Here is a 21,857-nt window from a genome sequence, read left to right as displayed (position 1 = left end):
GTATTTCCTCCTTGTTTTGGCACAAAAAATAGACCTATAGCTCTAACAGGTCTAGTGCGTTTTGAATTTTTAATTGTTCATTATTGTCTTTCTTTGGAATAGAAGGAGCTTTTGCTACTACTTTACTAGGTGTTTTCTGATATTTATCAAAGTAATCACTACTACAAGCTGCGACTTCTTTTGCTTCCACAACTTCAATATTGAAGTATTTTTCAGCTTCTTCACCACTTAACCAGGTCTCAGCATCTACTAATTGCTGAATTACTTCCATTTCGATGCCTTCTTTCAAGTTTTCTTTGTATACATTCATAATTCCAGCCTCAAGATTATCCAAGTCCTCTGCCATTTTACGAAGTACATTTGCATTCCCTCTACTTACAGTCCATGGTTTATGGACCATTAAAAAAGCATTAGAAGGGACAACAACACGATCACCAGCCAAGGCGATTACGGAAGCGATAGAAGCTGCAACACCGTCCACATAAACAGTTTTTTGCGCTTTATTACGTTTCAACATGTTATAAATAGCTAAACCAGCGAATACAGAACCACCACCACTATTTACATAGATATTTAAATTACTTTTATCATCCAACTGCCCTAAAATATTTTTCACATCATCCGGCATCACATCGGAATCGTCCCATTTCCATCCGGTATTGTTTATGATGTCACCATAAATGAATAGATCAGCTGAAGAATCTGTTTGATTTTTAATTGTAAATACGTCTTTAATCGTCCTCATCTCCCTTCTGTAAAACTCCTCCATTTGCTTTTGTCAATTGATATTCGTCTGCGATTTCAATAGATACATGGTTTAAGTCAACACGGTGTTTATCACCGTATTCCCCAATCCCGTCCATATCCTCCAGTTCCAGCACCTGATTAATTGAAAATGCACCAGCATCTAACATAATTTTGTAGAATTCTGCTCGTGATTTAGAATCAGCACGTAATAAGCTTGTTAAATTAAACTTTAAGTAATATCGTTTTTGTTCATGAAACGAAAATGATTTATAAGAAAACTCTTCTTCATATTGAATAAGAATTGGACTCAATGTATTTTGAATAAAATCCAACGCTTGTTGCTCAATATTGGAGAAAGTAGCACGATCTAACTCATTAATCATGTGCAAAGGAATATTAAAAATATTTGCAATCTCACCTTTATCAAACTTCATACCTTCGATAAATTGAGCATCTTTCAAAGGCATTCCAACCTTTTCAAACTCTAGTCCAGCATCTAAAATAGCTATTCTTTGCGCATTATTTAACCCTGTATTTGCTTCTTCCCAGGCATCACGAAGTTTATTTTTAGCCTCTTTATTTAAAGGTTGTTCTGTTTTTAATATCCCGCTATGCGCTGCACCGTTTGTAAAGAATTTACCTTTAAACTTTTGGGCCGCCTGTGAGCTACCTATAGACTCTCTTGCAATTTGAATAGGAGGTTTCCCCCTTAAACCATCAGTAGATAGTGTAGTAAGATGGATTATGTCTTCATCAGGTATTTTTATAGGTGTACCGTCTGGCAAGCTCGTAAAATACCATAGTTTATTGGTCTTTAAGTCCACCGTGGGCGTTGTAACAGCTGGATTTAATACCCACAACTCTTTTGGCCTTCCATCTACACCCCAATGAATATTGATGTAGGCATTTCCCCATGTATTTCGATGTGTTTCGATTAAATGTTTAAATTTAAATGGGCTTTGGTAAGGATTCGGGCGTCTTTCCAAAACAAACGATACTTGATGTGCCTTATCCCGTTCCCTTCCCTTCGCTGTCTTTTTAAACGTTTGAAAAGGAAGCATCGCAACACTATTTGCAAGGATATTAATACATCGATAAACCGTCGGAACACCTAAAGAGGATTCAACCGTTACCTTTTCACCGCTTGCGGCTTGATATCCAAATAAACTTTTAAACCAAGGAGAAGGATTTTTTAAATCTGTCGTATCCTGATTTCTAAATAACTGCCGAAAAATCAAAAGTTTCACCTCCTTTCTATCTTCTTATCATCACCACCCCCAACATTGTGAGAATAATCCCTAACAGATACCATCCATAAATCGGGTTAACAAAAAAAGTCGTCCCTACAATAATGGACAACCCCGAAATCAATAGAATATCTTCTAAAATACTTATAAAAAACAACAAGAATCGCATGTAATTCCTCCTAAAATGAGAAATCTTGACTTAATATATAGGAATTTAAGTCCATCTCACCAGAATTGAGCATGCATCGAACATGCGAGTTAATAACAGCCGCTATCGGATCAATTCTTTCTGTAGTTTTCGACTTGTCCAACATGATATTTTCGTTAGCATCCTGTTTTGTTATAGCATTACTAGTTGCCCAGTTCAGCACAGGGTTGTTATTATGGATGACATTCTTTTGATACACTTGTTCACGAAAATCCTTTGTAGGGCCTGATAAAGTTGCCATCCCTTGGCGTATTTCTATCATGGTATACCCTTCTGTCTCCATGTCTTGCATAAATTGTGTTGCGTTCCAAGGATCAGCACATATTTCTTTAATCTTAAATTTATGGTCTTTTTCCATATTTCTAATATGCGTTTTAATATATTCGTAATCAACTACTGCACCAGGTGTTGTTGTGATCCATTTTTGTTGTACCCACAGATCATAAGGAACTTTATCCGTTTTTCTCTTTTCAGCTAACGTATCTTCGGGCATAAAGCTATGACTAATTACGATATACTTATCATCCTTTTTAAATTCAAATGAAATACTTGTTAAGTCAATTTTTGCTGATAAATCGACACCTACTGTGCATTCCAACCCTTTTAATTCTGATAATTCCACCGTTTCTTTGCAATCTTTCCATTTTTGCATATCCATGTAGCCATTTTCTTTCATATCTACCCATCTATTCATGTTTTTCGTGAGATAATTACGCATTTTCTCAGGTACATCAAGGGCTGATTGAAGTTCTCCCTTTAAGAAAGTACGTCCTTCTTCATAACTACATAGGATTGGGTTTGCTTTCTCCCACACTTCTGGATTCGTAATCTCATCATCTTTATCTAACTCATTAATCATGACAAAGTATTCTTCGTTTTCAATATCAATATTAGGGTCCAAAATCTTAGAAACATATTGATACTCCACACGATAGCAAGGATGACTCAAATTGAAACCAGCTGTCGTTATAATCATCATGAGTGGATTCGGACGAGCGCCCGAACCTGAAACCAGAACATCATAAATTTCAGAAGTAGGGTGGGCATGATACTCATCGATAATCCCGCACTGAACATTCAGTCCATCACCAGATTTCCCCGCATCTTTTGAGAGCGCGGAAATAAAAGAATCTGTTTTGAGATGTTCGATTTTCCCATACGCAATATTGAATTTTTCTTTTAGGTCTTCGCACCCATTCATTTGCGCTTTAATTTCGTTCCAAACAATTTTACTTTGCTCTGTTTTTGTGGCACCAACATATACTTCCGACATATTTTCACCAAAGGCCATCGCTTCATATGAACCCACGCACGCTAACGATTGGGATTTAGCATTTTTACGTCCGACTTGCCAATACGCCTTTTTAAATCGACGTAATCCCGTATTACGATGAACCCACCCATAAATATTGCTAAACACAAAAATTTGTATCGAATGTGGTTCAATTCTCTGACCTGCTAACTTTCCTTTTGTATGTTTAAAAAGAGACATCCACTTTAAGAAACGAAGCGCTTTTTCTTCTTTAAAAACATATGGAAAGTCTTCAGAACCTTCACGCTCAATATCTCTTAAAAATCGTTTACAAGCTTGTTTATGCTTCTGACAAGCAACAACTTCACCATGTAATACATCATCACAGTAGTCCAACATCCATTGTCTGATCATGTTATACGTCAAACTCCTTCTCTACGTTTGTTTTCGGACCTTGTTTACTATTTGGAATGACAATTTTCGCTCTTGCACTTGGTGTAAGACCAAACTCAACAGCCAAAGCCTTCATTTGTTCATGCAATTGTTTTTTCTTTGTAAGTAGTGGATGTGGAACTTTATTTGTTTCAGCTGCCTTATTGGTATATTCAACAAGAAGTCCTTCTTGTCGGATAATTTTGGTGCATTCAACATAGTCAGAATAAGCATCACAATACGTTGCCAATGCATTCACATCTATGTTCGTGATTACGTCTAGCTCCAATAATTCACCAGCAATTCTCCTAAACTCTTTCTTTGCAACTGAATCTAACCACGTTGGTGGCTTTACCTTGTCTTTTTTTGCTTGTAACTGTTTTTCAGCTTTTAATCGCTGTTCGATTTCATCCTTTGTCAATCGATTTGTATTACCTTCTAATAAATGCAAATGAATCGGCTTCGCTTTCCTTCCTATGTGAGCCACCTCCCTCGGCTGAACCCCCTTTTATGGAATAAAACGAACTTTTTGCACGGAAAGCTAGGCGGCGGTCTCCAGGAAGTCGCCTTTTGCTTTTTCATGGTGGGGGGTGTTTATGAATTTTTTCTTTCGAATTATTTTTTGTTTTTCTTCTCATCTTCTTTTGTTTTCTTGTTATGACAAGCATGGCAAAGCGTCTGTAAATTAGTCGGTTCTAATCGTTGCGACCAATCAACACGAATAGGAATGATATGATCGACTACATCACCTATCTTAATGATGTCCTTGCTTCTACATTGAACACATAGGCCATGATCTCTACGATAAATAAGCTCACGCATATCCTTCCACAGTCTTGAGTTGTAGAATGAACGTGAGCTTTTGTTTCGAATATGTTTGTCGTAATATCTTACAGTTTCTTTTTCTTTTTCGGTATGTTTAGCACAATACTTATCCCGTGTTAGTTCATTGCAACCTAATGACTTGCACGGCTTGAATGGTTTACTTGGCACCTTCCATCCTCTTCCTCAATCGTTTCATTTCATCCTCGATGGCTAGATTCTTTTTATTAATCCGTTCATGACACTTAGTTATATCCGCTTGATGCTTACGAATCTTATCGTTCACATATGCAGCGACATGCTCATGTTCGCAATGAGGACATGTGAAGTAACACTTCTCAATGCGATTAGAAAGCTGTGCTACTTGTGGTTGCATATCATAATCTTTATTACAGTTAGAACAGTAGACTTGCATCTATCCTCACCTCATTTAAAAGAATATTCCGATTATATATTTACAAATAAATACAAATTGTTATAATAGAGTTAACATTGCCATTTGGAAAAGTAATTCGCCCCCCAAGCGAGTTGCTTTTCTTTTTTTATAGCTATTTTTCTAAGAATTCATCCACCGCTTTACCAAGCAAACTAATCATTGCTTCTCTCTTTTGCTTTGGTGTTGTATTATCTTGCATTTCATTAAAGATAGGAAGTACATTTTCTAATTTCTGTTTATCAATGCGTTCATTTACAAGGTCTTGTCCTAGCATTGAAATGAATGTACCAATTGCAACCGCTTGTTCTTGTTTAGTTAGTTTCATTTTTTCTCACTCCTAAGTTCTTCTCCTTTAATTACCCGAACTCGGATTGAATCAGCTGTATGTTCAATCATAGATTTAACCAATACTTTCTCACCTAAAGTCATGACAAACTTTATATCTTCTTGTTCATTCTTATTTGTAAACCTACCCATAACCTTATCCAAATCCTCTAATGCAGATGCACATTCATTAGCAGCTTCTGTTACTTCCTTAATCCCTTCTAATGCTTCAGTTGTATCCGCAGTTACTTCAATAATTAATTTGTTATTAGCCATTTTGTGAATCCTCCCCAGATTGTTTGATTAATCGTTGAACATGAATTATATCTGCTTTCGTTGCTAACGTTTCTTCTAACATATTGACTTTTCTATTCAATGCTTCTACACTCGTTGAAACATTAAGTAATGCTTGTTTCATACCATCATTATCTCTTTGTAAACCGTTAACACTTCTTTCTAAATTAGCAATTATTTTTGTTATAGATTCCATCCTTCATCCTCCTCCGAAATAAAAAAAGCAACCGCTATGGATGCTTTCCCTTCAATCTTTCATTATTTGTTTCCACTCTAAATACGGAAGGAACGGTCTTTTGTCTTCTTATGCTAAATTCTTCAATTGTTACTATATGCTGAGGATTTAAATTAAATTGCATCTTACTCCCTGTTTCTGTATCTATTTGTGGAACAAGAATAAACTTATTATAAATCTCCCCATTCTTATTTGTAAGTTCCTTCTCAATTAAAATACTCGGGTGAATTGGCACAATATATTCATTCCCATTGGATAAAATAAGTTTAGAATAGCCACTCATCCTAATTACCACCCTTACCTCATAAAATGACTGCCCTAATACTGTATACTTATTTTTAACATTTATATTAAATTAATTGCACTTTTAACACATACCATTTCTAAAGGAAGTGCTTTATGAAGATTGCAAGCTGGTTGTTATTTCTTTTCATTTTTCTCATACTGCTAGTTGTTTGGTTTGCTTCTTAATACAAAAAAGAGCATCTCAAATGGATGCTCTTTCTTACCAACAGTACCACTCAATCAAGACCATCTGCTGGTTTCGGATTTTATGTGCCGTCATTATGAAACCGTTTAAACAACATATATTATAAAGAAATTTTATGAGTTGTGTTTTCCGCCACTTCTCACAATACAAATATAACACGATAATTCCAAAACAACCGGCACATTTCCTGCCAAAAAGCGGTCACGACTCTGCCAACTTTTTTCATAGTTTAAATTTTTCTACTGTATCTGTTAGCTCAACTGCCACTCCTAATAAACTTTTTTTCGTTCCTGTTTCTGCTTCTTTCTTTTTAATAAGCCACTCTGGATAATTCAATTCTTCTAGAAGGCTTCTAAAATACCTTGGATTTACTTGTAAGATATCAGGATTTTTCCCGTTAAACTTTCGATATTTAATTAGCGCTTCTAATAATTCTTCATTTAACATGAATTAGATTTCCTCCCCTTATGTTCTACATTTATTTGTATTCATTATTTCATACTATGATTCCAGCAAATGAATTACCCATATGTTTAATTGTGTGTCATTCACCAAAACGCTACATCCCTTGTTATCACTGTTTTGATAAGACTTCCTTTTCTCAATTACACAGTACGAAATTTATGGGTAATTAGTAGAAATATAAAAAGAAAAAGCAATGATTAGATTTTAAATCTGCTCATTGCTTTATCCATTGCATCTTGGTTTACTCCTATATACCGTAATGTTACTTTTTCGCTTGAATGGTTAAATATCTCCATTAACAAAGCTATATTCTTCGTCTGCATATACATATGATACCCATAGGTCTTTCTGAGTGTATGTGTACCGATTTCATCCAATCCAAACTCCGCAGCTGTACTTTTTAATATTTTATATGCCATACTACGGCCAATAGGACGATTTTTCCCTTTCCTACTCTTTAATAAATATTCTTCGACTTCTCTTCCTTCGTTGAACCATTTCAGCTCTCTTTTTAAAGATGGTGTAATTTGAATACGTTTTTGCTTCCCTGTCTTGATTTCACGCATTGAGATGTGACTTCCTTGTACATCTCCTACCTTCAGTTTTAGAATGTCGCTTATGCGTAACCCTGTATTGATTCCCATTACAAACAAAATATAGTTACGTGCATTCTTTTCTTTTAAGTATTCTTTGATTTGTTGTATTTGCTCTGGATCACGTATGGGCTGGACAAAATTCATGATTCATTCCCTCCAGTTTCTTCAGTTTCATATACTTCTAATCTAAGAGCAAAGGCCAATTTATAAAACGCTCTAGCTTTCACACGTCGATACGTACGTTCACTCATGCCAATTTCGTTATACACCATATAATCGCATACATCTTCGTCTTCTAAATATCGTTTCACTATAATGTCCCTCTGATTTTTTCCAGCTGTACTGTTTCCGAATCGACTTAATGCTTGTTCAACTCGAAATGCCGTTTTCTCTAACCATTCCTCACGTTTGCTTTGTTGGATATTAGAGATTGCTACATCTTCTAACGGTTTGCCAACTGCATGTGTAGGACCATGCTCTCTCTTTTCATAAGAAGGAGTGACTTTCATTTCCTTACGCATCATTCCAAATTGCTTATATATACGTACACTTTCAAGAATGCCCTCTAATTTCTCTTGTGTTGCTGCTCTATCAATTTTTGGTAAGAAAGATAATTGCTTAGTCATTCCAGACCACTCCTTTTTATTTTTAAATTACTTTTCTCTTATTGCTCCATATCTTCGTTCATAACAAGGTCTATGCCCCTCCATTAAATCCTCAATTTTACGAGTGCTTAACTTCTCTTTTCGTTTTTTTCTTAGTTTTCTTTTTTGTTTGATTGCTTTTCCATTCACTTAATTGATCTCTCAACACCTTCATCTCCCCATCTCCCTTCTCAAAATAAAAAGGACACCGATTCCTAAAACAGCTTGAATTGCTGCTTTAATGAATTGGTGTCCTCTAGTTTTCTAGCCGGACTTTATTCCATTCTTCTACTCAAAACTTATATGATAACCTTATGATTTTCCCTTCAATTGATTATAAATTATGCTTTAGCCTCCTCTTTTTCTTCATTTTCCTCTTCTTGTATTACTTTCAATGTACTTAACATCAATTTGTAAAATGTATAATTATTTGTATAATCTATTTCTTTATAACTTTGCTTCATTTGATTTACTATAAAAGAATCTTTATGATACTTTTCGATATACAAAATACTTTTTGACACCCAAACTCCAAAATTAACTGAATCAAAATATAATCTACCCTCAGATTGCTTTACTTCAGATTCTAATGCTTCCCCTAATTTTATCAAATGATATAGCATATACTGTCTCCCTCCTTCTAGTTCATGTATCAATTCGACAGTAAATTTGTGCATCCTACCAATTCTGATAAAATATTTTTCGCTATGAAATTACAAAAAAACATTCAAATACCACTTAAGAAAATCATTTTGTTGCGTTTTAAATACTTTCATTGTCACTCCTGCGACGACGTTTTCATATGTTATTGTATGGCTTCTTCCTTTCAGGAGCGAGCTTATTCATTTTATTCCTTAAAAACCTCTTGCAAGTCCATGCAATATACACTTCCGGGAAAGAGCACTGTTCGAAGGTGCTCTTTTTATTTTTTGCAAATCTGAATATCCTTTCATGCATAGCACATACTATACATGGGCGATAAGCCTGAACTCAAATAATCCTCCCTTGTATTTTTTCACTTCTTTTTAGTACAAGCACCTATTTATTAACAGGTACATAAACTATTTCGAACCTTACTTTTCGACTCATTTAATTGTTCATGACTCACAAACATAACATAATAAATGATGTCATCTTATAAAACGGGCACTCTGGCACAAGTGCTCGTTTTATTTTGTTGATTTTCTAAAAAATGAAACTTTTAAAAAATATTTCTCAACAATTAACACATAGAAATCTCAATCTGTTTTTGGTAATATATAGTTAATCTCTATATGCTTAGTATATATGCTTGGCTTCATTAAAAGGACCCACCCCCTCAATGTGGGTCCTTCTTTTTAAATATTTTCTACTAATTAACGCTTATTAATATATCTCCATAAGTCATCAATCTTTTCGTTTTGCATATCCAGCATTTCCTTATAAGTATCTAAACGTTTTTTTAAGTCTTTTAAATCCATCTTTGTACAAACAATTTGGCCCAGTACAATGAAGATAACCATCCAAAAAACTAATTCCATCCCCTACACCTCACTTCCACCCAAATGAAATTTTTATGTTAATCTTCTTCTAAGGCTATAACAGTTAAATAATTACGAGCGTTCTTTCTAATAGCCACTCTTTTTTTATAAGATGATGACTTGTAATAATATACTGTCTTAGGAAGCACTCCCAAATGTTGAGCGCACTCCTGTACAGTTCCAATACATATTAGTGATTCACCTTTATAAACGGCGTACACTTTTGGGCTCACGTTCCAACTCCCCTTTTTTCTAAAATGAAGGTTTTATTTCAGTCACACTTTTTAAAGACAAGCATATATTATATTGTCAATTTAAATTCTTTAAAACTCCTCTTTTAAAGACCTTTACCTAGAGCACATATATTAATGTGCTCTTTTTATTTGTAAAATAATTGATCAAATAGCCTTTTGTTCTCTTCCAGACTTCGTATTACTCATAATAAAATTCAATCAATGTATCTTGATCTGTACAAACTTTGATTTCTACCGTGTAATAATTACCCTCTTTATCAGAGTTAAATTTATTAGGCTCAAATTCCGTTGGGACCTTATCACCTTCACTTTCAATGTATTTTGCTAAAACAGGAGCAATATATGCTATCGATAGAACGTTATCAACTTCTCCAAATACATCCGTACTTTGACTAGACCATTCTTGATTAATTGTTTCTAATAATGTTTGTAGTAAACTCATTTTTCACCGTCCTTATTCAAATAACGATTTTATTTTATTCTTGCTAACCGCTCCGCCCTTGTATAAGCGTACCTTTTTTTACACATCCTATGAAAACTCTCTTTTAGGGTGGTGCTAATTTGAAGAAGTTATTTAAATATATTTTAATCTTTTTGTGTGTAGTGTTTTATATTACATTTATAAGCGGTATGATTTATCAAAACTTTGTTCGTGAGCATTTTATTCCTCCAGCCGAGAAATCTAAGCTGGAACATGATGATCCATGATTGTTATAAATACCTCCCTATATGAGCTCATTATTTTCATTATGATTAGGTATTAGGGGTGCTTTACAAGGCGCTCTTTAGTTTAAAATAAAGATTTTGTTTTAATCTTCAACTCTTGAAATAGCAATAATATCTGCTGTATTTATTGCACAAGGAAGATACAAATTATTTTCTAGCTCGAATAACATAATAAATTTATCTTCATTCAAATAATCCATAATGGAATTAAAACTTTCTTGGCTATACACCAATAACTTTTGATTTGTATCTTTAAGTATCAAATGTAATTTTCGGTACTTATCCAAATCCAATACCCTCCCTGACGCTTCAAAATAAGAATTTTGTTTAGTTTTCTAGTAGCTCTGGATTGTCATAAATGTTTTTATCAAATGCATCCAGTCTGTTTATATAGAAATCATTCAAAGGTATTTCCCAACTAGAAGGCTCCGTTGATTTATCTATCGGATCTAAATACCAACCGTGCGCTCTATCGATAATCTCACCTGTTTCGTGACATCTAACTGGAAATTCTCCGTTTTTCACAATGTAAAACCCATCACTATCACCTTCGTAAATTTCCTTTCCGTTCTTATCTTTTAAGCCTGTGTATTGCATTACATTAAACGCTCGTTGTTCCGGAGTTCCGGGGAAGATCTCCCATGCAGGTAAATCAAAAATCTCTCCCCATCCCATCATTTTTTTACTCATTACATTCCAAACTCTAAATTGATATCTCATTTTTATTCGCCCTTTCTATTCAAATAACTATTTTGTTTGATTTCCTAATTGTTCAAATGCCTTTTTCTCACATTCTACACATGCTACAATGTCACCATCTTCATCGAATTGATAAATTGATTTCTCCTCAATAATCTTGTTTTGAAAACAAAGATCACAATTGAATTGCCTTTTCTTATCTACTAACTCGTCATTGATTTCCTTAGTTAATTTAACTGTTCCAATGTCCTCATAAGGCTGAGCGATATATCCTTTACCATGTAGTACCTTAACAACTTCTTGCATATCCTTCCAAGCTTCTGTACCTTGGCCAAATTTAATAGTGATTGTATTCATTTTTCATTCTCCTTTACGAATAATCTTTTTTTACATTACAAATACTATCTCCAAGTCAGCTACACTCTTTCAAAACGGAGCTTTACCCCTCCGGACTGTTTAGGCACTTGGCAGGTGATTTGGTCAATTACCTGCCATTCCGATTAAAATAACGCTTTGGTTTAAATTATTTCTATAGAGTCTATATCTACGTAATCAGAAATGCCTTCAAAATAAGGTGTCTCTGCTGTAACACTTCCATCTTTATGAAGAATACCTGGATATACATTCCCTCTTGAAAAGACCAATCTTAAATGCCCCCAGTCCTCCCAAAAAATATCCTTCTTAGCTTTAAATGTAATTTTTCTGTCCATATCCATTCTCCTTTTATCACAAGATCCACAGTTACAAACGCTTATGTATTAAAGATATTTAATCCATCCTCCGCTTTTCTTATAACATTCAAAGCGTAATACATTATTTAGGAATTAACTTATTGTTACCTCTATAGGTCGTTAACCTTGTTGGAACTGGACTGCCAGGACCAACTGGCGCTGGAAAAACGACCTCATTTCCAATCCTTACAAGAAGTCCTAATCCAACAATTGGTTTAGCTATATTTAATAAAATTCAAATTTTGTCTTACTTTATATCTACACGTGCTTGACTTGCTTCCCGACTAAATTCTCCATAAAATTCTCATTTATTGTAATTTTCTTGATATAATTCCCCATAGAGGGGAGGTGTAATTAATGAAAATAACTAAGCTTTCAGAAAAACTACTAAAATACATGGTAACTGAGTATAAAAACCATGGGACAGATATGTTCTCTTTTGAAACATTTAAAGAGTTGTACCAAAATGAGACTGATGATTTTATTTCGAAAGCACTCTATCGTTTGCGAGATGAAGATTTAGTCTCTGTGTATGCAGCAGACAATGTCGCCTATAACACTGTCTTACTTCCACAAGGGATTGCATATTGTGAAGAGAATAATTTTCTTAAAACCGGATACAAATTTGCAAAAGAAGCAAGATCATGGTTATCCTAATCAACAATTATCCAATCATCAGCAATTAAATCATCTGCGCAGGGATTCCACGCCCTGCGCGGTTTAAATTCGTTAGGATAAATTGGATAATTTCCACACAACTCATACGTATTTGTTGGCTTAATCTTGACCTTAAAGGTCTTCATAAAGTGTAATCGTGAAATAAATTTATTTTGTTCCATCGCTAACTTAGTAGCTTCTTGTATATTCATTATTTTCCCACCTCGTTTTATTTAAACTTCTTCGTAATCGTTGTTTGTGTATGAGACACTTTTCCCTTTACCCAATATAAGACTTGCTGTCCGTAGCCGCTCTTTGGGGGTTCTTCAAAGTTGATTTTCCCATCCACCACAATGTAGATGCCGTTTGTTTTCATGTCTATTTCTCTTTTCATCTATGTTCGTTCTCCTTTGCATAGGCTTGTCCATTTTAGGAAATGCATGTGCTTTCTGGATGAAAATGCCCTTAGTCCAGCTCCATAATTTCTTTCAACGTTCGATTGGACACATATACTTTTATAATTTGAATTCTCCCGTATGTTTCTTCGGCCATTTCTTTTGCTTCACCCTCTGTATTAACTTCAAACCAACGTAACTTCTGCTTTTTATCCCGATCAAAAAATTCTACTGCATAAGTTGGTGTTACTGAATGATTAGAGAGGAACTTCGCAGCCGTACTATGTGCTGTATAGTCCATGTTTCCTACGATGTCTTCAAAAGTTAATTGTTCCATGCTCTCAACTCCATTCCCGCAAAATGATTCATTTCTCTCTTTTACCGTCTATAGCTTTCTCCCTCGACTTCAATCAAATAATCGTTTGCCATCCCTAGCAATCTATCAGCAGCTGCAAACCCAATTTTTTCAGGTAAGGTATATTCATCTTCATTTGAACTAAAAATGATGGGCGCTTTACGCTTATATCGCTCATTAATGATTTCGTAATACATTTCTTCACGGGATTCTGTATGTTTGCTCTTACCCAAATCATCCCAAACCAGCACATCCGCATAATCTACGACGGTATGAAGCTTTTCAAAGTACTCCTTTTTATCATCACGCTTTGCCGACATAATCTCTGTCATAAAAGTGACATCACTTATACAAACTACTCTGCACCCTCTCGGTTGTGCATTTACAATGTCTTTATTTACAGTTTGAACATTTTGTATGATCCATCTAGCAGCTGCTATTTGTAGATGTGTTTTACCTAATCCGTAATTGTTGTGAAGTTTCATTTTTTCAACTCGTTCATCGATGGATAAAGCTTTTAATCTTGCCTCGCCATATGTAGCGATATATCCAAAGCTATTGCGCTTCGTATCCCTGATTTCATTAAACTTTTTTAAGTATTCCATCATGCTGTTAAACATTTTCTTTTGCATATCGGTATGACGAATATAATTTTTAAAACGTGCTTCTTCAAATTCTTCTGGTATCATTGCATTTTTCAACCTTGCTATTTCAGATTGTTTCTTTTGACAATCACACATTTTACCTGTCCATCCATTTAAGATTATTCCCGTTCCACTGCATAACGGACAGGTATCATTAAGCGTCTTCTCCGAGCCATTCAATGTTATTTTCATATTCTTGTTGTGATTCCTCTCGTTCTTTTTCTGTAAGCTCTCTCCACGTTCTTGTCGGCTCTGGCAGTTTTTCATAGCCCTCTTTTGCAAATCTGCCATGACTTCCGCTATGCTTGCGAATCTGCTCATTTTTCTTCACCTCGTGTTCTTCTTTGGCTTCAATCACCAGCCTGTCCCATTGCTTTCTCAACTTACTAGGTGACAATATATTCTTTTTCCAGAAGGAATGATTCTGGGACCATTCCAAGAGATACACAATTTGTTGATTTGTTTTCTTGTCTCTTTCACGAATTAAGCGAAATTCATTGGCCCACTTCTCGAAGTTCGGTTCTTTATGTTCTGAATTGGTTTCTAAAATTAACTGAAATAACAATTTGGCATGCTCCATGTCGCAAGTTTCAAACTTGTGACAAGAAGTCTTTTTATTTGTAGTAATCTCTGTAGTAATCTTTGTATTTGTCCCACGTTTCAATGTGAGAGCCTCCTTCGTTTTAATGTGGGAGTCTCTCTCATTAGAATGTGGGAGGGTGTCACTTTCTGATGTGATAGGGTCTTGATATAAAATAGAAATTTTTTCGATGTTCTTCACAATTGGTTCCACATACATAACGTTGTTATGCCTCGTTCCGTTAACTATGATCGTACGAAATTCAATTGCAATTAATTCTCTTTTTACTAAGTCTTTGCATGCTTCTTGTACTTGTCTTTTGGTAAAACCAAATGAATCAGCCAATTGTTGATAACTTTTTTGCAGTTTGTCTGCTTTAAATTTTTGTTTATATTGGATTTCATTTGTTCTTTCATCCTTTATCTCAGTTGGTTTATACCAATAAAAAATTTCGCTAAGTATTGTAATCGCAACCATATAGGGCTTGCCATTTTCTAAAGTAAGATACTTAAACCAACCTTGGTCTAAAGTGTTACCTTGCAGGTTTATTCTTGCGACTTTTATTACATTGGTATTCATCCCCGTCACCCTTCTCTATCTAACATTTTTTCAATATATCTTTACTGCTAGGGTATTTGATATTTCTCAACAAAAAGATTTAATTTTTTTTATTTTCAATCTTTTACTTTTCACTTTTTCCTGTTAGAATGATGAATAAGTTGTATTCTTTCACGAAATACCCTGACTTTTGACCTGCTATAACAGGTCTTTTTTTGCATCTCGTGGACAACATGTGTTACTATGGACAACATATATGTTTCTATTAAATCACCAGCCCCAACTGGTGGTTTCTCTTTATCATTCTTTTCCCTAAGAAAAAGGATTTTTGTTTTAGTGGCTTATAATCTGGATTCATCTTTAAAAATGCCCGTGTCTTTCTTGTATGAACAGTAGATTTTTTCATCTCTAATTTGATAGCAATTTCTTCTGTGGTATACCCCTCACCAACGTGCAGTATAATTGACTTTTCTTTTTCTTCAAGTACACTTGTTACTTCTTCAAATTCAATAGATAACATTACTTCTTCTTCCACATCAATTGGAGAAACTGCGTAGAATTCGTTTACTGTTTCCTCATCTCGATGTAAATCAATCGAATGAATATTCATTTTATTTCGTTCCTCATGACCAACTCGTCTGCTTATCTTAAAAGGCGTTCCTTTCAAGTGAAGCTCATCACTCATTGCCCATTTCATACCTTTCATCACGTATGCATTGAATGTATCTACTCTCTCTGGATCATAATTCACACAATGCTCCCATAAATACAGATGGCCAACTTGAATTAAATCCTCCAAATCCATATTGTTTATTTCTGCAATCTGTCCAGCTCTTGCGATACTTCCAAATTGTTGCTTGATTGCCGCAATTACTAAATATTGTTTTTCTTTAAATAATTCTTCTGCTGTCATTTTCTTTTACCATCCCTTCTTGTTTTTAGATATAATAGTTTGCTATACTATAAAAGCATTCCGGTTACTTAACTCACTCCTGTTAGGTATACTGTTCTAGACTGATATTGCCGATGAGAAGACCTTATTATAGGTCTTTTCGTCATTTTGGAAGCATTTACATGAAGATAATTCAGAATATATCTGATATACTATTTATGATGAATGTCAGTGCACTTCAAGTAGTATGACCTATGTACAGAAGAAGTCCTATTCTATAGGGCTTTTTCACTTTTAATAGCACTCCTCAGAAAGCGTACTATGATGTGCCCTCCCTACAGTTGAAGCATTAATACCTCTACTTTTTAAATGTTCCACAATCCCTAGAATGCTTTTACGATCCCGTTCAAGTTGGGTATCATGTTTTTCTTTCTCACGATATAGCGCTATAAGCTCCCTTCGAGCCAATCTTGCTTCTTTAATCCAAGTACAAAGTAACAATGGATCATTCTTTTGAATTGCCTCTATTTGCTTCTTTTCACAATGCTGCAAGAATTCATCTAGTATTTGTTTTTTCTTTACATCTTTCTTTAAAACTGATAACGTCATAGCGCTTTCTCCCCTCAAATTCATTCCACATCTTTTGTAAATTCTTTGATTGGTTTATCTAGAGCATAAACAGCAAATAAAAGCCCACAGATGCCAAACCCAACAATACATAGTGATACAATACTTTCTTCCATCATGGTTATCTCCCCCTTTCGGCTTGCTCTACATCTCAGAAAACTTAATTTGAGAGTTTACTATATTAATTTTCTCACTCAGCACAATAGGTAACGTATACTCTCCAACAATCTTTGTTGCGAGTGCTAAATGACCACGTTTAATTGCTTTATGGCTTGTTACTCCAAATTCACGATACAGCTGCTTATAGATATCACGGTAGACTTTACCTCTAATCCCCGCATGCTGGTACGCATTAGACTGTTTACCACCTAATAGCGCAACGCCATGACGCTTGACTGCATTTGATATTTCATCGCATTCTACAGCGAATAACGGAGCATTTTCTCTTAAATCTTTGACATCTGATTTGATGTGCTGGAGTTCTTGCTTTTGCCCTTCTAGCGCTTCAAAAGTAAGCTTTAAGATACTCATTGGATCTGTAGGAACTTGTTGCTGGCTCTGAATATAGTTTTTCATACGGTTAAACTCATTGATGTATTTTACCTTTAGCAACATTGCTTTTTGCGTTGTATAACTCATAGTTACGAGCATAAACGCATCGAAGTTTAAAATGTATTTTTCTTGTATTCGATTGCGGTTATCTCGATATTCAATGGGCTCAAATTTGAGCGTATTAAAATTAATACCTAGTTCATCCACTTCAGCATTATGTTGTAGACTTGCTAATTTCGAAATTGTTTCTAAGATATCTCGTTTTATATTTTTGTGCTCCTTTCCAAACATCTCAGCAATTGTCAAACTATCTGTTACTACCTCACCATTACTTGCAAATACCAGTTCGTTTGCTACTGTTAATCCATCCATGTAAAGCCCTCCTAAATTTTAATAATGCTTGTCCAGTCCACCACCCTATGCACTTGGAATGACTCGTATTGAGTTTGTGTGACGATGAACTAAATGTAATTCGCCATCTACCTTCTTAAAGATTAACCAGCTTTCAGGATTCAATTTGTATGATTTAAGGTGCATTTTTTCACGCTTTGTCAATTTTTTACCGTTTTTCATTAAAATTCCCCTCCAGTTACTTCGCAAATAGGTCGTCTACTGTTGTCTTAAAATGTTGTGCGAGTAATTTTGCTTCTGTAAGAGTAAAATCACGTTTTCCTTTTTCCTTTAGGTAATACGTTTGCTGGCATATGTTTACTAACTTCCCAGCATCCTCTTGCGTCATACGATGTTCTCTTCGAACAATAAATAGGTTTTTATACATCTCTATCATCATCCTTTATAAACTTTTCAATTGGCTCATCCAAAAAACAAACTGCTAAAGAGACTATACAAATCAAGATTGCAACTATCATTAATGAAAACTTGCTTTCCTCTATCATTTTGTTATCACCTTCTTTCAGTTACCTTAAGAATTTTGTTTTTTCTTTTGGTAATAATCTCGCATGTAATCATTTCTTTTATCTTTATTTTTCTGATACCAATTGCGATTGTAATCATTCTTAATTTCACTTTCTTTCATATTCATTTTCTGCGCCACTTTCTTCCAATATCGTTCCTGAGTTGCTTTAACCTTTTCTTTATTAGCTGCTCTCCAGGCTCGCATGTAAGCCTTTTTTGCTTCTCGAGCAGATAAGTCTTTTTTATTATCCACACTATATACCTCCCTAAAATTTTGCTACAAGCAAAGTATTTAATAATAAAATTTGCTTGTTGCAAAGTATTTGTTTATCTTTTTCTCTTTATTTTTCTTTTGTTAAACACATTGTACAATTAAATTTGCTTGTTGCAAAGTATTTTTCTAAAAAAAAATAAAAAAACTTGTCTTTAAGCAAAGTTTTATTGTACATTATATATAACAAAGAGAGAAATAAACGTAAAGTTAAAAGGAGGTTTAATAATGTCTGAAACTATGGGTAGTCGTATAAAAGAGGTTCGTAAATCTTTAAAAATGAAACAAAATGAACTTGCAGATGCTGTCGGTGTAAACTACACAATGATTTCGCTATATGAATCAAATAAACGCGAACCTAGTAGGGAGACCGTAGAAAATATCGCTCGTGTTACAAACGTTTCTGCTGATTATATTATGGGGCTTTCAAAGCATAAAACTTTTGATAAAGAAACATCAAAAAAAATAATAGATGATGTTGAAGATATTATGAAACGTATCAATCAGCTCCCTGCGGATAAACGAGAAAAAATTATAAACATGATTAATGATTTATAAAAAAAGAACTTGGCAGATTAATTTCCACCAAGTTCTTTTTTTATTTTGATTAATTTCTCAATCGCTTCTTGATTTCCTTTATATGCAAGTTCAACTAACTCACTTATTTTTTCTTTAACATCTACTCCTACTGTTTTTAGCATCAAAACCCCTCCTTTTTATATTGGTAAAAATTTACGGTTGTTTTTTTGGACATGTACATATAATCAACCAGGCCTAGAAAGCACGAAAGACGTCGCCATTTGGCAACGTCTCCCATTTATTCCTATTAAACTCAAGACCCTCCGGGTTCTGAACTCATATATTGTACATATTCGTTATTTGTTTGCTTACTAACAGCTTGGTCTTTCTCCAATACCCCTGTGTTTAATACTAGTGCGAACGCACCGACAACACTTAACAATAGTATACCAACTTTTCTCATACTCTCTCGACCTCTTCCTGCTTATTTTTTAACAATTGAATTGTACGTCGTACCGCTTTAGCATAATGGTAGTTTGCAACCCGCTCAAAGCGTATAAGAGCCTTTTCCAAGCCCTCTAAATCTTCATTTATCCTAGCGATGTAGTAATCAGTAAACGGTGAACTACCACGTTCTTTAACTAAATTATATATCATTTCTAACCCTTTTTCCTTATCTTCATACAATCCTATATAGTAACCTAATTCTGAAGTATCAATGTAATCGAAATTAATTTTGTCTAAATTAAAACCAAATTCGATATATAAGTAATTTAGCGTAGTATTAAAAGCTTTATACTTTCTGCTTTCGCGAGATACTCCATGTTTATCTAGGTAAGCAATACTATCCGAAATCCACTTCTCAGCAAGGAATTTGTCATCAAACATATAACTTTCGCCAATGCAACACATACTAGTCGTATAAATTAGTGGGACATTATTAGCCTCTTTTAGTAACTTTTCACATTTTTGACGACATAATTCTAAATTATCATCAAACAAATTAACATATGCCATCCTTTCATCGAAAAACATTGTTAACCAATTGTTTATAAATTTATCATGAACCTCAATTAGATTTTTTTCCACCTTATCCATATACGGATTCATCGCTCTTATATTGAAGGTGTCATGCATAGACAAAGCGTATAATATATTGATTACTACTTGGAGTTCTGCATCACTTGAGAATAACTGTTCATCCATCTCTTCGATTAATGGTTGTCCTTTTTTTATGTTTTGATTACGTTTGTTGAATAACTCATACACTCGAATATATTTATTTAATAAACGATCTCCTTGATGTATTTTCACCAAATCTGCTATTACATCATACTCACCAGTACCTTGACAATAAACCAAAGATTTACGAATATTAAGATCATTTCGAGAAAGTTTAATAAATTTCCGTATCACTTCTTGCCGTTCTTCTAAATTTTCATAGACAACATCCATAATTTTCATAAATGTGTCTAATTTCATTTCAGCTGTTTTACCAGTTACAATTCCGTCAGTAATAACAGAACGATCCACACCTACTTTCTTTGCTAATGGACGAATCTTAAATCCTTTATCATCCATATCTTGCTTTATCTTCTTCATTAGTTCTTTCATCAAATTGTACTTAAATTCTTTTTGTAGATGTTTTTTAGAATTTTTTATCGTCCTTTCTTTTAACTCCTTCACAAACTTACTTCCCCCTTCTCCGAACATAAATTTTCCATCCTAACAATTTTTTCAATAAGGAACATTGCGTAAATGTGATATACTAAGATGGACTCATACGAGGCAAGTGTTTCCTAAGGCTGGGTTAAGGAACGGTGTAATTGTGGTAGGACACTCTTACACGCGCTTCTATGGGTCTTTATTTATGTTCAATAATATTATTTTGTTAATTTCATAAACTTTCAAAACTGCAAATTCTCTTCCATAATTGGATATACGCACCCAATATAACACAATTCCCTTTAAAATAATTGTCTTTTTTGATTTTTTCAACAATTGTTCCTCTAAAATGACAATTGTTTCCCATTCCCCCATTGTTTTGTTATTATATTTTAATTTTAAAGGTGAAAAACCAGCCATTACGAAAAATTCACAACCAGCCAATCATTAATTTCTATCCATTCCCCAAAAATCCCCTTTTATTTTTTATCAATATTAACAGATAGCACTATATGATAATATAAAAGTATCCTTTCTGTTTTTATCAATATGATGGTTTAATAATAATTGAGTTCCCTTACTCTTCTGTTATTAAAAGTAAGATGGTTTAATTTCGTAGACATCCTTATTTGGATGTCTTTTTTTGTTTTATAGAAACTGCAATAATGCAATTTTGCATAATCACCAAAAAATAAACCATGTGCATAATAAAAGTAGTACAATAAAAAACGTGGATATATTCTATAAAGCAGATTCTCTTATTATTAAGAGCGTAATATGTCAATCGCACTAGTGACATAGCGTTTATCTAAATATTTACCTCGCTTCTTTTTTATTGTGTGTGCTAACAATCTGGATTTAAAGATGATTCTGTTTTATAGGGTGTGTTTACATCCCAATAAAAGAGGTACACCTCTATTTATTTAAAGAAATATTAAGCTGAAAGAAAAGGCACTTTCATATTGATTGTGCCTTTTCTTTTTTTATACACGCTGATATACTATCCATACAAGGACCTTTAGCTCAGTTGGTCAGAGCAGACGGCTCATAACCNTCATATTGATTGTGCCTTTTCTTTTTTTATACACGCTGATATACTATCCAT

Annotated in this window: 39 protein-coding genes; 3 read left to right on the top strand and 36 right to left on the bottom strand. The window is 34.2% G+C overall.

Annotated features, from left to right (window positions below):
- Positions 1-34 precede the first annotated feature (34 nt).
- The 17 genes from ASE54_RS09555 to ASE54_RS09475 form a co-directional block, all read right to left on the bottom strand.
- The gene (locus ASE54_RS09555; protein ID WP_001259161.1) at positions 35-745 is read right to left on the bottom strand and encodes a head maturation protease, ClpP-related; all 711 of its coding nucleotides are present in this window, start codon (positions 743-745) and stop codon (positions 35-37) included.
- Positions 732-1,985 carry a phage portal protein gene (locus tag ASE54_RS09550; RefSeq protein ID WP_000577485.1) on the bottom strand — a complete coding sequence of 418 codons (1,254 nt, stop codon included), beginning with the start codon at positions 1,983-1,985 and terminating at the stop codon, positions 732-734. Before ASE54_RS09550 ends, ASE54_RS09555 begins: the two co-directional genes overlap by 14 nt.
- A 188-nt stretch (positions 1,986-2,173) precedes the next feature.
- On the bottom strand, positions 2,174-3,868 hold the full coding sequence (locus ASE54_RS09545; RefSeq protein ID WP_000621122.1) for a terminase TerL endonuclease subunit: 1,695 nt from the start codon (positions 3,866-3,868) through the stop codon (positions 2,174-2,176).
- Between the two features lies 1 nt (position 3,869).
- Positions 3,870-4,373 carry a phage terminase small subunit P27 family gene (locus ASE54_RS09540; RefSeq protein WP_000940125.1) on the bottom strand — a complete coding sequence of 168 codons (504 nt, stop codon included), beginning with the start codon at positions 4,371-4,373 and terminating at the stop codon, positions 3,870-3,872.
- A gap of 128 nt (positions 4,374-4,501) precedes the next feature.
- Positions 4,502-4,879 (bottom strand): HNH endonuclease, encoded by a 378-nt coding sequence (locus ASE54_RS09535; RefSeq protein WP_001139462.1) that lies wholly within the window; start codon positions 4,877-4,879, stop codon positions 4,502-4,504.
- Entirely contained in the window at positions 4,869-5,123 is a 255-nt protein-coding gene (locus tag ASE54_RS09530) for a hypothetical protein (protein ID WP_001198488.1), read from the bottom strand. The genes ASE54_RS09535 and ASE54_RS09530 overlap by 11 nt, the downstream gene beginning before the upstream one ends.
- A 133-nt stretch (positions 5,124-5,256) precedes the next feature.
- Complete coding sequence (locus ASE54_RS09525) at positions 5,257-5,469, bottom strand: hypothetical protein (RefSeq protein ID WP_000778970.1); 213 nt, start codon at positions 5,467-5,469, stop codon at positions 5,257-5,259.
- Positions 5,466-5,744: a hypothetical protein gene (locus ASE54_RS09520; RefSeq protein ID WP_000002724.1), complete on the bottom strand. Its 279-nt coding sequence runs from the start codon at positions 5,742-5,744 to the stop codon at positions 5,466-5,468. The genes ASE54_RS09525 and ASE54_RS09520 overlap by 4 nt, the downstream gene beginning before the upstream one ends.
- Entirely contained in the window at positions 5,737-5,958 is a 222-nt protein-coding gene (locus ASE54_RS09515; protein WP_000443967.1) for a hypothetical protein, read from the bottom strand. The genes ASE54_RS09520 and ASE54_RS09515 overlap by 8 nt, the downstream gene beginning before the upstream one ends.
- A 34-nt stretch (positions 5,959-5,992) precedes the next feature.
- Positions 5,993-6,280 (bottom strand): hypothetical protein, encoded by a 288-nt coding sequence (locus ASE54_RS09510; RefSeq protein WP_000017441.1) that lies wholly within the window; start codon positions 6,278-6,280, stop codon positions 5,993-5,995.
- 429 nt (positions 6,281-6,709) lie between these two features.
- The gene (locus ASE54_RS09505; protein ID WP_000930963.1) at positions 6,710-6,934 is read right to left on the bottom strand and encodes a hypothetical protein; all 225 of its coding nucleotides are present in this window, start codon (positions 6,932-6,934) and stop codon (positions 6,710-6,712) included.
- 215 nt (positions 6,935-7,149) lie between these two features.
- Positions 7,150-7,692, bottom strand: a complete 543-nt coding sequence (locus tag ASE54_RS09500; protein WP_001012129.1) for a site-specific integrase — start codon at positions 7,690-7,692, stop codon at positions 7,150-7,152.
- Positions 7,689-8,174, bottom strand: a complete 486-nt coding sequence (locus ASE54_RS09495; protein ID WP_000166145.1) for an ArpU family phage packaging/lysis transcriptional regulator — start codon at positions 8,172-8,174, stop codon at positions 7,689-7,691. The genes ASE54_RS09500 and ASE54_RS09495 overlap by 4 nt, the downstream gene beginning before the upstream one ends.
- Positions 8,175-8,533: 359 nt before the next feature.
- Entirely contained in the window at positions 8,534-8,815 is a 282-nt protein-coding gene (locus ASE54_RS09490; protein WP_000965619.1) for a hypothetical protein, read from the bottom strand.
- A gap of 732 nt (positions 8,816-9,547) precedes the next feature.
- On the bottom strand, positions 9,548-9,712 hold the full coding sequence (locus tag ASE54_RS36295) for a hypothetical protein (RefSeq protein ID WP_000424246.1): 165 nt from the start codon (positions 9,710-9,712) through the stop codon (positions 9,548-9,550).
- 38 nt (positions 9,713-9,750) lie between these two features.
- Positions 9,751-9,945 carry a hypothetical protein gene (locus ASE54_RS09480; RefSeq protein WP_000074683.1) on the bottom strand — a complete coding sequence of 65 codons (195 nt, stop codon included), beginning with the start codon at positions 9,943-9,945 and terminating at the stop codon, positions 9,751-9,753.
- A gap of 199 nt (positions 9,946-10,144) precedes the next feature.
- Complete coding sequence (locus tag ASE54_RS09475) at positions 10,145-10,408, bottom strand: hypothetical protein (protein ID WP_000055205.1); 264 nt, start codon at positions 10,406-10,408, stop codon at positions 10,145-10,147.
- Positions 10,409-10,527: 119 nt separating this feature from the next.
- On the opposite strand from ASE54_RS09475, the gene ASE54_RS36290 reads away from it, so the two are divergent.
- Positions 10,528-10,674 (top strand): hypothetical protein, encoded by a 147-nt coding sequence (locus tag ASE54_RS36290; RefSeq protein ID WP_000732617.1) that lies wholly within the window; start codon positions 10,528-10,530, stop codon positions 10,672-10,674.
- Positions 10,675-10,775: 101 nt separating this feature from the next.
- On the opposite strand, the gene ASE54_RS09470 is transcribed toward ASE54_RS36290, so the two are convergent.
- The 4 genes from ASE54_RS09470 to ASE54_RS09455 all read right to left on the bottom strand — a co-directional run bounded on the left by ASE54_RS09470 (position 10,776) and on the right by ASE54_RS09455 (position 12,101).
- A complete protein-coding gene (locus tag ASE54_RS09470) occupies positions 10,776-10,979 on the bottom strand; it encodes a hypothetical protein (protein ID WP_000362234.1) in 204 nt (67 codons plus the stop codon).
- A gap of 40 nt (positions 10,980-11,019) precedes the next feature.
- A complete protein-coding gene (locus ASE54_RS09465; RefSeq protein WP_001270306.1) occupies positions 11,020-11,412 on the bottom strand; it encodes a YopX family protein in 393 nt (130 codons plus the stop codon).
- A 27-nt stretch (positions 11,413-11,439) separates the two neighbouring features.
- Positions 11,440-11,748 (bottom strand): hypothetical protein, encoded by a 309-nt coding sequence (locus ASE54_RS09460; RefSeq protein WP_001092479.1) that lies wholly within the window; start codon positions 11,746-11,748, stop codon positions 11,440-11,442.
- A 161-nt stretch (positions 11,749-11,909) separates the two neighbouring features.
- Complete coding sequence (locus ASE54_RS09455; RefSeq protein WP_000375184.1) at positions 11,910-12,101, bottom strand: hypothetical protein; 192 nt, start codon at positions 12,099-12,101, stop codon at positions 11,910-11,912.
- Between the two features lie 378 nt (positions 12,102-12,479).
- Between ASE54_RS09455 and ASE54_RS09450 the strand changes: the two genes are divergently transcribed.
- On the top strand, positions 12,480-12,779 hold the full coding sequence (locus ASE54_RS09450; RefSeq protein ID WP_000705117.1) for a hypothetical protein: 300 nt from the start codon (positions 12,480-12,482) through the stop codon (positions 12,777-12,779).
- Here ASE54_RS09450 and ASE54_RS09445 read toward each other — a convergent pair.
- From ASE54_RS09445 to ASE54_RS09405, 11 genes are all read right to left on the bottom strand, one after another.
- Complete coding sequence (locus ASE54_RS09445) at positions 12,776-12,991, bottom strand: MW1434 family type I TA system toxin (RefSeq protein WP_001025406.1); 216 nt, start codon at positions 12,989-12,991, stop codon at positions 12,776-12,778. The two genes, ASE54_RS09450 and ASE54_RS09445, sit on opposite strands and share 4 nt — an antisense overlap.
- Positions 12,992-13,008: 17 nt before the next feature.
- Positions 13,009-13,173: a DUF3954 domain-containing protein gene (locus ASE54_RS33885; protein WP_000817807.1), complete on the bottom strand. Its 165-nt coding sequence runs from the start codon at positions 13,171-13,173 to the stop codon at positions 13,009-13,011.
- Between the two features lie 71 nt (positions 13,174-13,244).
- Complete coding sequence (locus ASE54_RS09440; RefSeq protein WP_000436950.1) at positions 13,245-13,511, bottom strand: hypothetical protein; 267 nt, start codon at positions 13,509-13,511, stop codon at positions 13,245-13,247.
- Between the two features lie 41 nt (positions 13,512-13,552).
- On the bottom strand, positions 13,553-14,365 hold the full coding sequence (locus ASE54_RS09435; protein WP_000705175.1) for a DnaA/Hda family protein: 813 nt from the start codon (positions 14,363-14,365) through the stop codon (positions 13,553-13,555).
- Positions 14,328-15,332 carry a hypothetical protein gene (locus ASE54_RS09430; protein ID WP_014895311.1) on the bottom strand — a complete coding sequence of 335 codons (1,005 nt, stop codon included), beginning with the start codon at positions 15,330-15,332 and terminating at the stop codon, positions 14,328-14,330. The genes ASE54_RS09435 and ASE54_RS09430 overlap by 38 nt, the downstream gene beginning before the upstream one ends.
- Positions 15,333-15,576: 244 nt before the next feature.
- Positions 15,577-16,224 carry a sigma-70 family RNA polymerase sigma factor gene (locus tag ASE54_RS09425; RefSeq protein ID WP_000123129.1) on the bottom strand — a complete coding sequence of 216 codons (648 nt, stop codon included), beginning with the start codon at positions 16,222-16,224 and terminating at the stop codon, positions 15,577-15,579.
- Positions 16,225-16,497: 273 nt separating this feature from the next.
- Positions 16,498-16,812 carry a hypothetical protein gene (locus tag ASE54_RS09420; RefSeq protein ID WP_000176229.1) on the bottom strand — a complete coding sequence of 105 codons (315 nt, stop codon included), beginning with the start codon at positions 16,810-16,812 and terminating at the stop codon, positions 16,498-16,500.
- 162 nt (positions 16,813-16,974) lie between these two features.
- Positions 16,975-17,754, bottom strand: a complete 780-nt coding sequence (locus ASE54_RS09415; RefSeq protein WP_000348892.1) for a phage regulatory protein — start codon at positions 17,752-17,754, stop codon at positions 16,975-16,977.
- 45 nt (positions 17,755-17,799) lie between these two features.
- Positions 17,800-17,955, bottom strand: coding sequence for a hypothetical protein (locus ASE54_RS36285; RefSeq protein ID WP_000788370.1), 156 nt, complete (start codon positions 17,953-17,955; stop codon positions 17,800-17,802).
- 16 nt (positions 17,956-17,971) lie between these two features.
- Positions 17,972-18,160, bottom strand: coding sequence for a helix-turn-helix domain-containing protein (locus ASE54_RS09410; protein ID WP_000277643.1), 189 nt, complete (start codon positions 18,158-18,160; stop codon positions 17,972-17,974).
- A gap of 144 nt (positions 18,161-18,304) precedes the next feature.
- Positions 18,305-18,550 carry a hypothetical protein gene (locus tag ASE54_RS09405; protein ID WP_000368958.1) on the bottom strand — a complete coding sequence of 82 codons (246 nt, stop codon included), beginning with the start codon at positions 18,548-18,550 and terminating at the stop codon, positions 18,305-18,307.
- A 246-nt stretch (positions 18,551-18,796) separates the two neighbouring features.
- Here ASE54_RS09405 and ASE54_RS09400 point away from each other — a divergent pair, with 246 nt between their 5' ends.
- The gene (locus tag ASE54_RS09400) at positions 18,797-19,126 is read left to right on the top strand and encodes a helix-turn-helix transcriptional regulator (RefSeq protein WP_000005254.1); all 330 of its coding nucleotides are present in this window, start codon (positions 18,797-18,799) and stop codon (positions 19,124-19,126) included.
- A 17-nt stretch (positions 19,127-19,143) separates the two neighbouring features.
- On the opposite strand, the gene ASE54_RS37365 is transcribed toward ASE54_RS09400, so the two are convergent.
- From ASE54_RS37365 to ASE54_RS09390, 4 genes are all read right to left on the bottom strand, one after another.
- Positions 19,144-19,269: a hypothetical protein gene (locus ASE54_RS37365; RefSeq protein WP_000921421.1), complete on the bottom strand. Its 126-nt coding sequence runs from the start codon at positions 19,267-19,269 to the stop codon at positions 19,144-19,146.
- Between the two features lie 131 nt (positions 19,270-19,400).
- Entirely contained in the window at positions 19,401-19,550 is a 150-nt protein-coding gene (locus tag ASE54_RS36280; protein ID WP_001233256.1) for a hypothetical protein, read from the bottom strand.
- On the bottom strand, positions 19,547-20,800 hold the full coding sequence (locus ASE54_RS09395; RefSeq protein WP_000466635.1) for an AimR family lysis-lysogeny pheromone receptor: 1,254 nt from the start codon (positions 20,798-20,800) through the stop codon (positions 19,547-19,549). Before ASE54_RS09395 ends, ASE54_RS36280 begins: the two co-directional genes overlap by 4 nt.
- Positions 20,801-20,941: 141 nt before the next feature.
- Entirely contained in the window at positions 20,942-21,172 is a 231-nt protein-coding gene (locus ASE54_RS09390; protein WP_042992861.1) for a hypothetical protein, read from the bottom strand.
- Positions 21,173-21,857 lie beyond the last annotated feature (685 nt).

This window comes from Bacillus sp. Root131, from assembly GCF_001429475.1.
Lineage (GTDB): Bacteria > Bacillota > Bacilli > Bacillales > Bacillaceae_G > Bacillus_A > Bacillus_A thuringiensis_S.
The sequence above is the reverse complement of the archived record's forward strand: the minus strand, read 5'-3'. Positions and strand labels throughout refer to the sequence as shown.

Coding starts and splice junctions, on each gene's coding strand:
- ASE54_RS09555 (WP_001259161.1), bottom strand. CDS start 745: ATGAGGACGATTAAAGACGTATTTACAATTAAAAATCAAACAGATTCT.
- ASE54_RS09545 (WP_000621122.1), bottom strand. CDS start 3,868: ATGATCAGACAATGGATGTTGGACTACTGTGATGATGTATTACATGGT.
- ASE54_RS09530 (WP_001198488.1), bottom strand. CDS start 5,123: ATGCAAGTCTACTGTTCTAACTGTAATAAAGATTATGATATGCAACCA.
- ASE54_RS09525 (WP_000778970.1), bottom strand. CDS start 5,469: ATGAAACTAACTAAACAAGAACAAGCGGTTGCAATTGGTACATTCATT.
- ASE54_RS09520 (WP_000002724.1), bottom strand. CDS start 5,744: ATGGCTAATAACAAATTAATTATTGAAGTAACTGCGGATACAACTGAA.
- ASE54_RS09515 (WP_000443967.1), bottom strand. CDS start 5,958: ATGGAATCTATAACAAAAATAATTGCTAATTTAGAAAGAAGTGTTAAC.
- ASE54_RS09510 (WP_000017441.1), bottom strand. CDS start 6,280: ATGAGTGGCTATTCTAAACTTATTTTATCCAATGGGAATGAATATATT.
- ASE54_RS09505 (WP_000930963.1), bottom strand. CDS start 6,934: ATGTTAAATGAAGAATTATTAGAAGCGCTAATTAAATATCGAAAGTTT.
- ASE54_RS09500 (WP_001012129.1), bottom strand. CDS start 7,692: ATGAATTTTGTCCAGCCCATACGTGATCCAGAGCAAATACAACAAATC.
- ASE54_RS09495 (WP_000166145.1), bottom strand. CDS start 8,174: ATGACTAAGCAATTATCTTTCTTACCAAAAATTGATAGAGCAGCAACA.
- ASE54_RS09490 (WP_000965619.1), bottom strand. CDS start 8,815: ATGCTATATCATTTGATAAAATTAGGGGAAGCATTAGAATCTGAAGTA.
- ASE54_RS36295 (WP_000424246.1), bottom strand. CDS start 9,712: ATGGAATTAGTTTTTTGGATGGTTATCTTCATTGTACTGGGCCAAATT.
- ASE54_RS09475 (WP_000055205.1), bottom strand. CDS start 10,408: ATGAGTTTACTACAAACATTATTAGAAACAATTAATCAAGAATGGTCT.
- ASE54_RS09465 (WP_001270306.1), bottom strand. CDS start 11,412: ATGAGATATCAATTTAGAGTTTGGAATGTAATGAGTAAAAAAATGATG.
- ASE54_RS09460 (WP_001092479.1), bottom strand. CDS start 11,748: ATGAATACAATCACTATTAAATTTGGCCAAGGTACAGAAGCTTGGAAG.
- ASE54_RS09455 (WP_000375184.1), bottom strand. CDS start 12,101: ATGGACAGAAAAATTACATTTAAAGCTAAGAAGGATATTTTTTGGGAG.
- ASE54_RS09450 (WP_000705117.1), top strand. CDS start 12,480: ATGAAAATAACTAAGCTTTCAGAAAAACTACTAAAATACATGGTAACT.
- ASE54_RS09445 (WP_001025406.1), bottom strand. CDS start 12,991: ATGAATATACAAGAAGCTACTAAGTTAGCGATGGAACAAAATAAATTT.
- ASE54_RS33885 (WP_000817807.1), bottom strand. CDS start 13,173: ATGAAAAGAGAAATAGACATGAAAACAAACGGCATCTACATTGTGGTG.
- ASE54_RS09440 (WP_000436950.1), bottom strand. CDS start 13,511: ATGGAACAATTAACTTTTGAAGACATCGTAGGAAACATGGACTATACA.
- ASE54_RS09435 (WP_000705175.1), bottom strand. CDS start 14,365: ATGAAAATAACATTGAATGGCTCGGAGAAGACGCTTAATGATACCTGT.
- ASE54_RS09430 (WP_014895311.1), bottom strand. CDS start 15,332: ATGAATACCAATGTAATAAAAGTCGCAAGAATAAACCTGCAAGGTAAC.
- ASE54_RS09425 (WP_000123129.1), bottom strand. CDS start 16,224: ATGACAGCAGAAGAATTATTTAAAGAAAAACAATATTTAGTAATTGCG.
- ASE54_RS09420 (WP_000176229.1), bottom strand. CDS start 16,812: ATGACGTTATCAGTTTTAAAGAAAGATGTAAAGAAAAAACAAATACTA.
- ASE54_RS09415 (WP_000348892.1), bottom strand. CDS start 17,754: ATGGATGGATTAACAGTAGCAAACGAACTGGTATTTGCAAGTAATGGT.
- ASE54_RS36285 (WP_000788370.1), bottom strand. CDS start 17,955: ATGAAAAACGGTAAAAAATTGACAAAGCGTGAAAAAATGCACCTTAAA.
- ASE54_RS09410 (WP_000277643.1), bottom strand. CDS start 18,160: ATGTATAAAAACCTATTTATTGTTCGAAGAGAACATCGTATGACGCAA.
- ASE54_RS09400 (WP_000005254.1), top strand. CDS start 18,797: ATGTCTGAAACTATGGGTAGTCGTATAAAAGAGGTTCGTAAATCTTTA.
- ASE54_RS37365 (WP_000921421.1), bottom strand. CDS start 19,269: ATGCTAAAAACAGTAGGAGTAGATGTTAAAGAAAAAATAAGTGAGTTA.
- ASE54_RS36280 (WP_001233256.1), bottom strand. CDS start 19,550: ATGAGAAAAGTTGGTATACTATTGTTAAGTGTTGTCGGTGCGTTCGCA.
- ASE54_RS09395 (WP_000466635.1), bottom strand. CDS start 20,800: ATGTTCGGAGAAGGGGGAAGTAAGTTTGTGAAGGAGTTAAAAGAAAGG.
- ASE54_RS09390 (WP_042992861.1), bottom strand. CDS start 21,172: ATGGCTGGTTTTTCACCTTTAAAATTAAAATATAATAACAAAACAATG.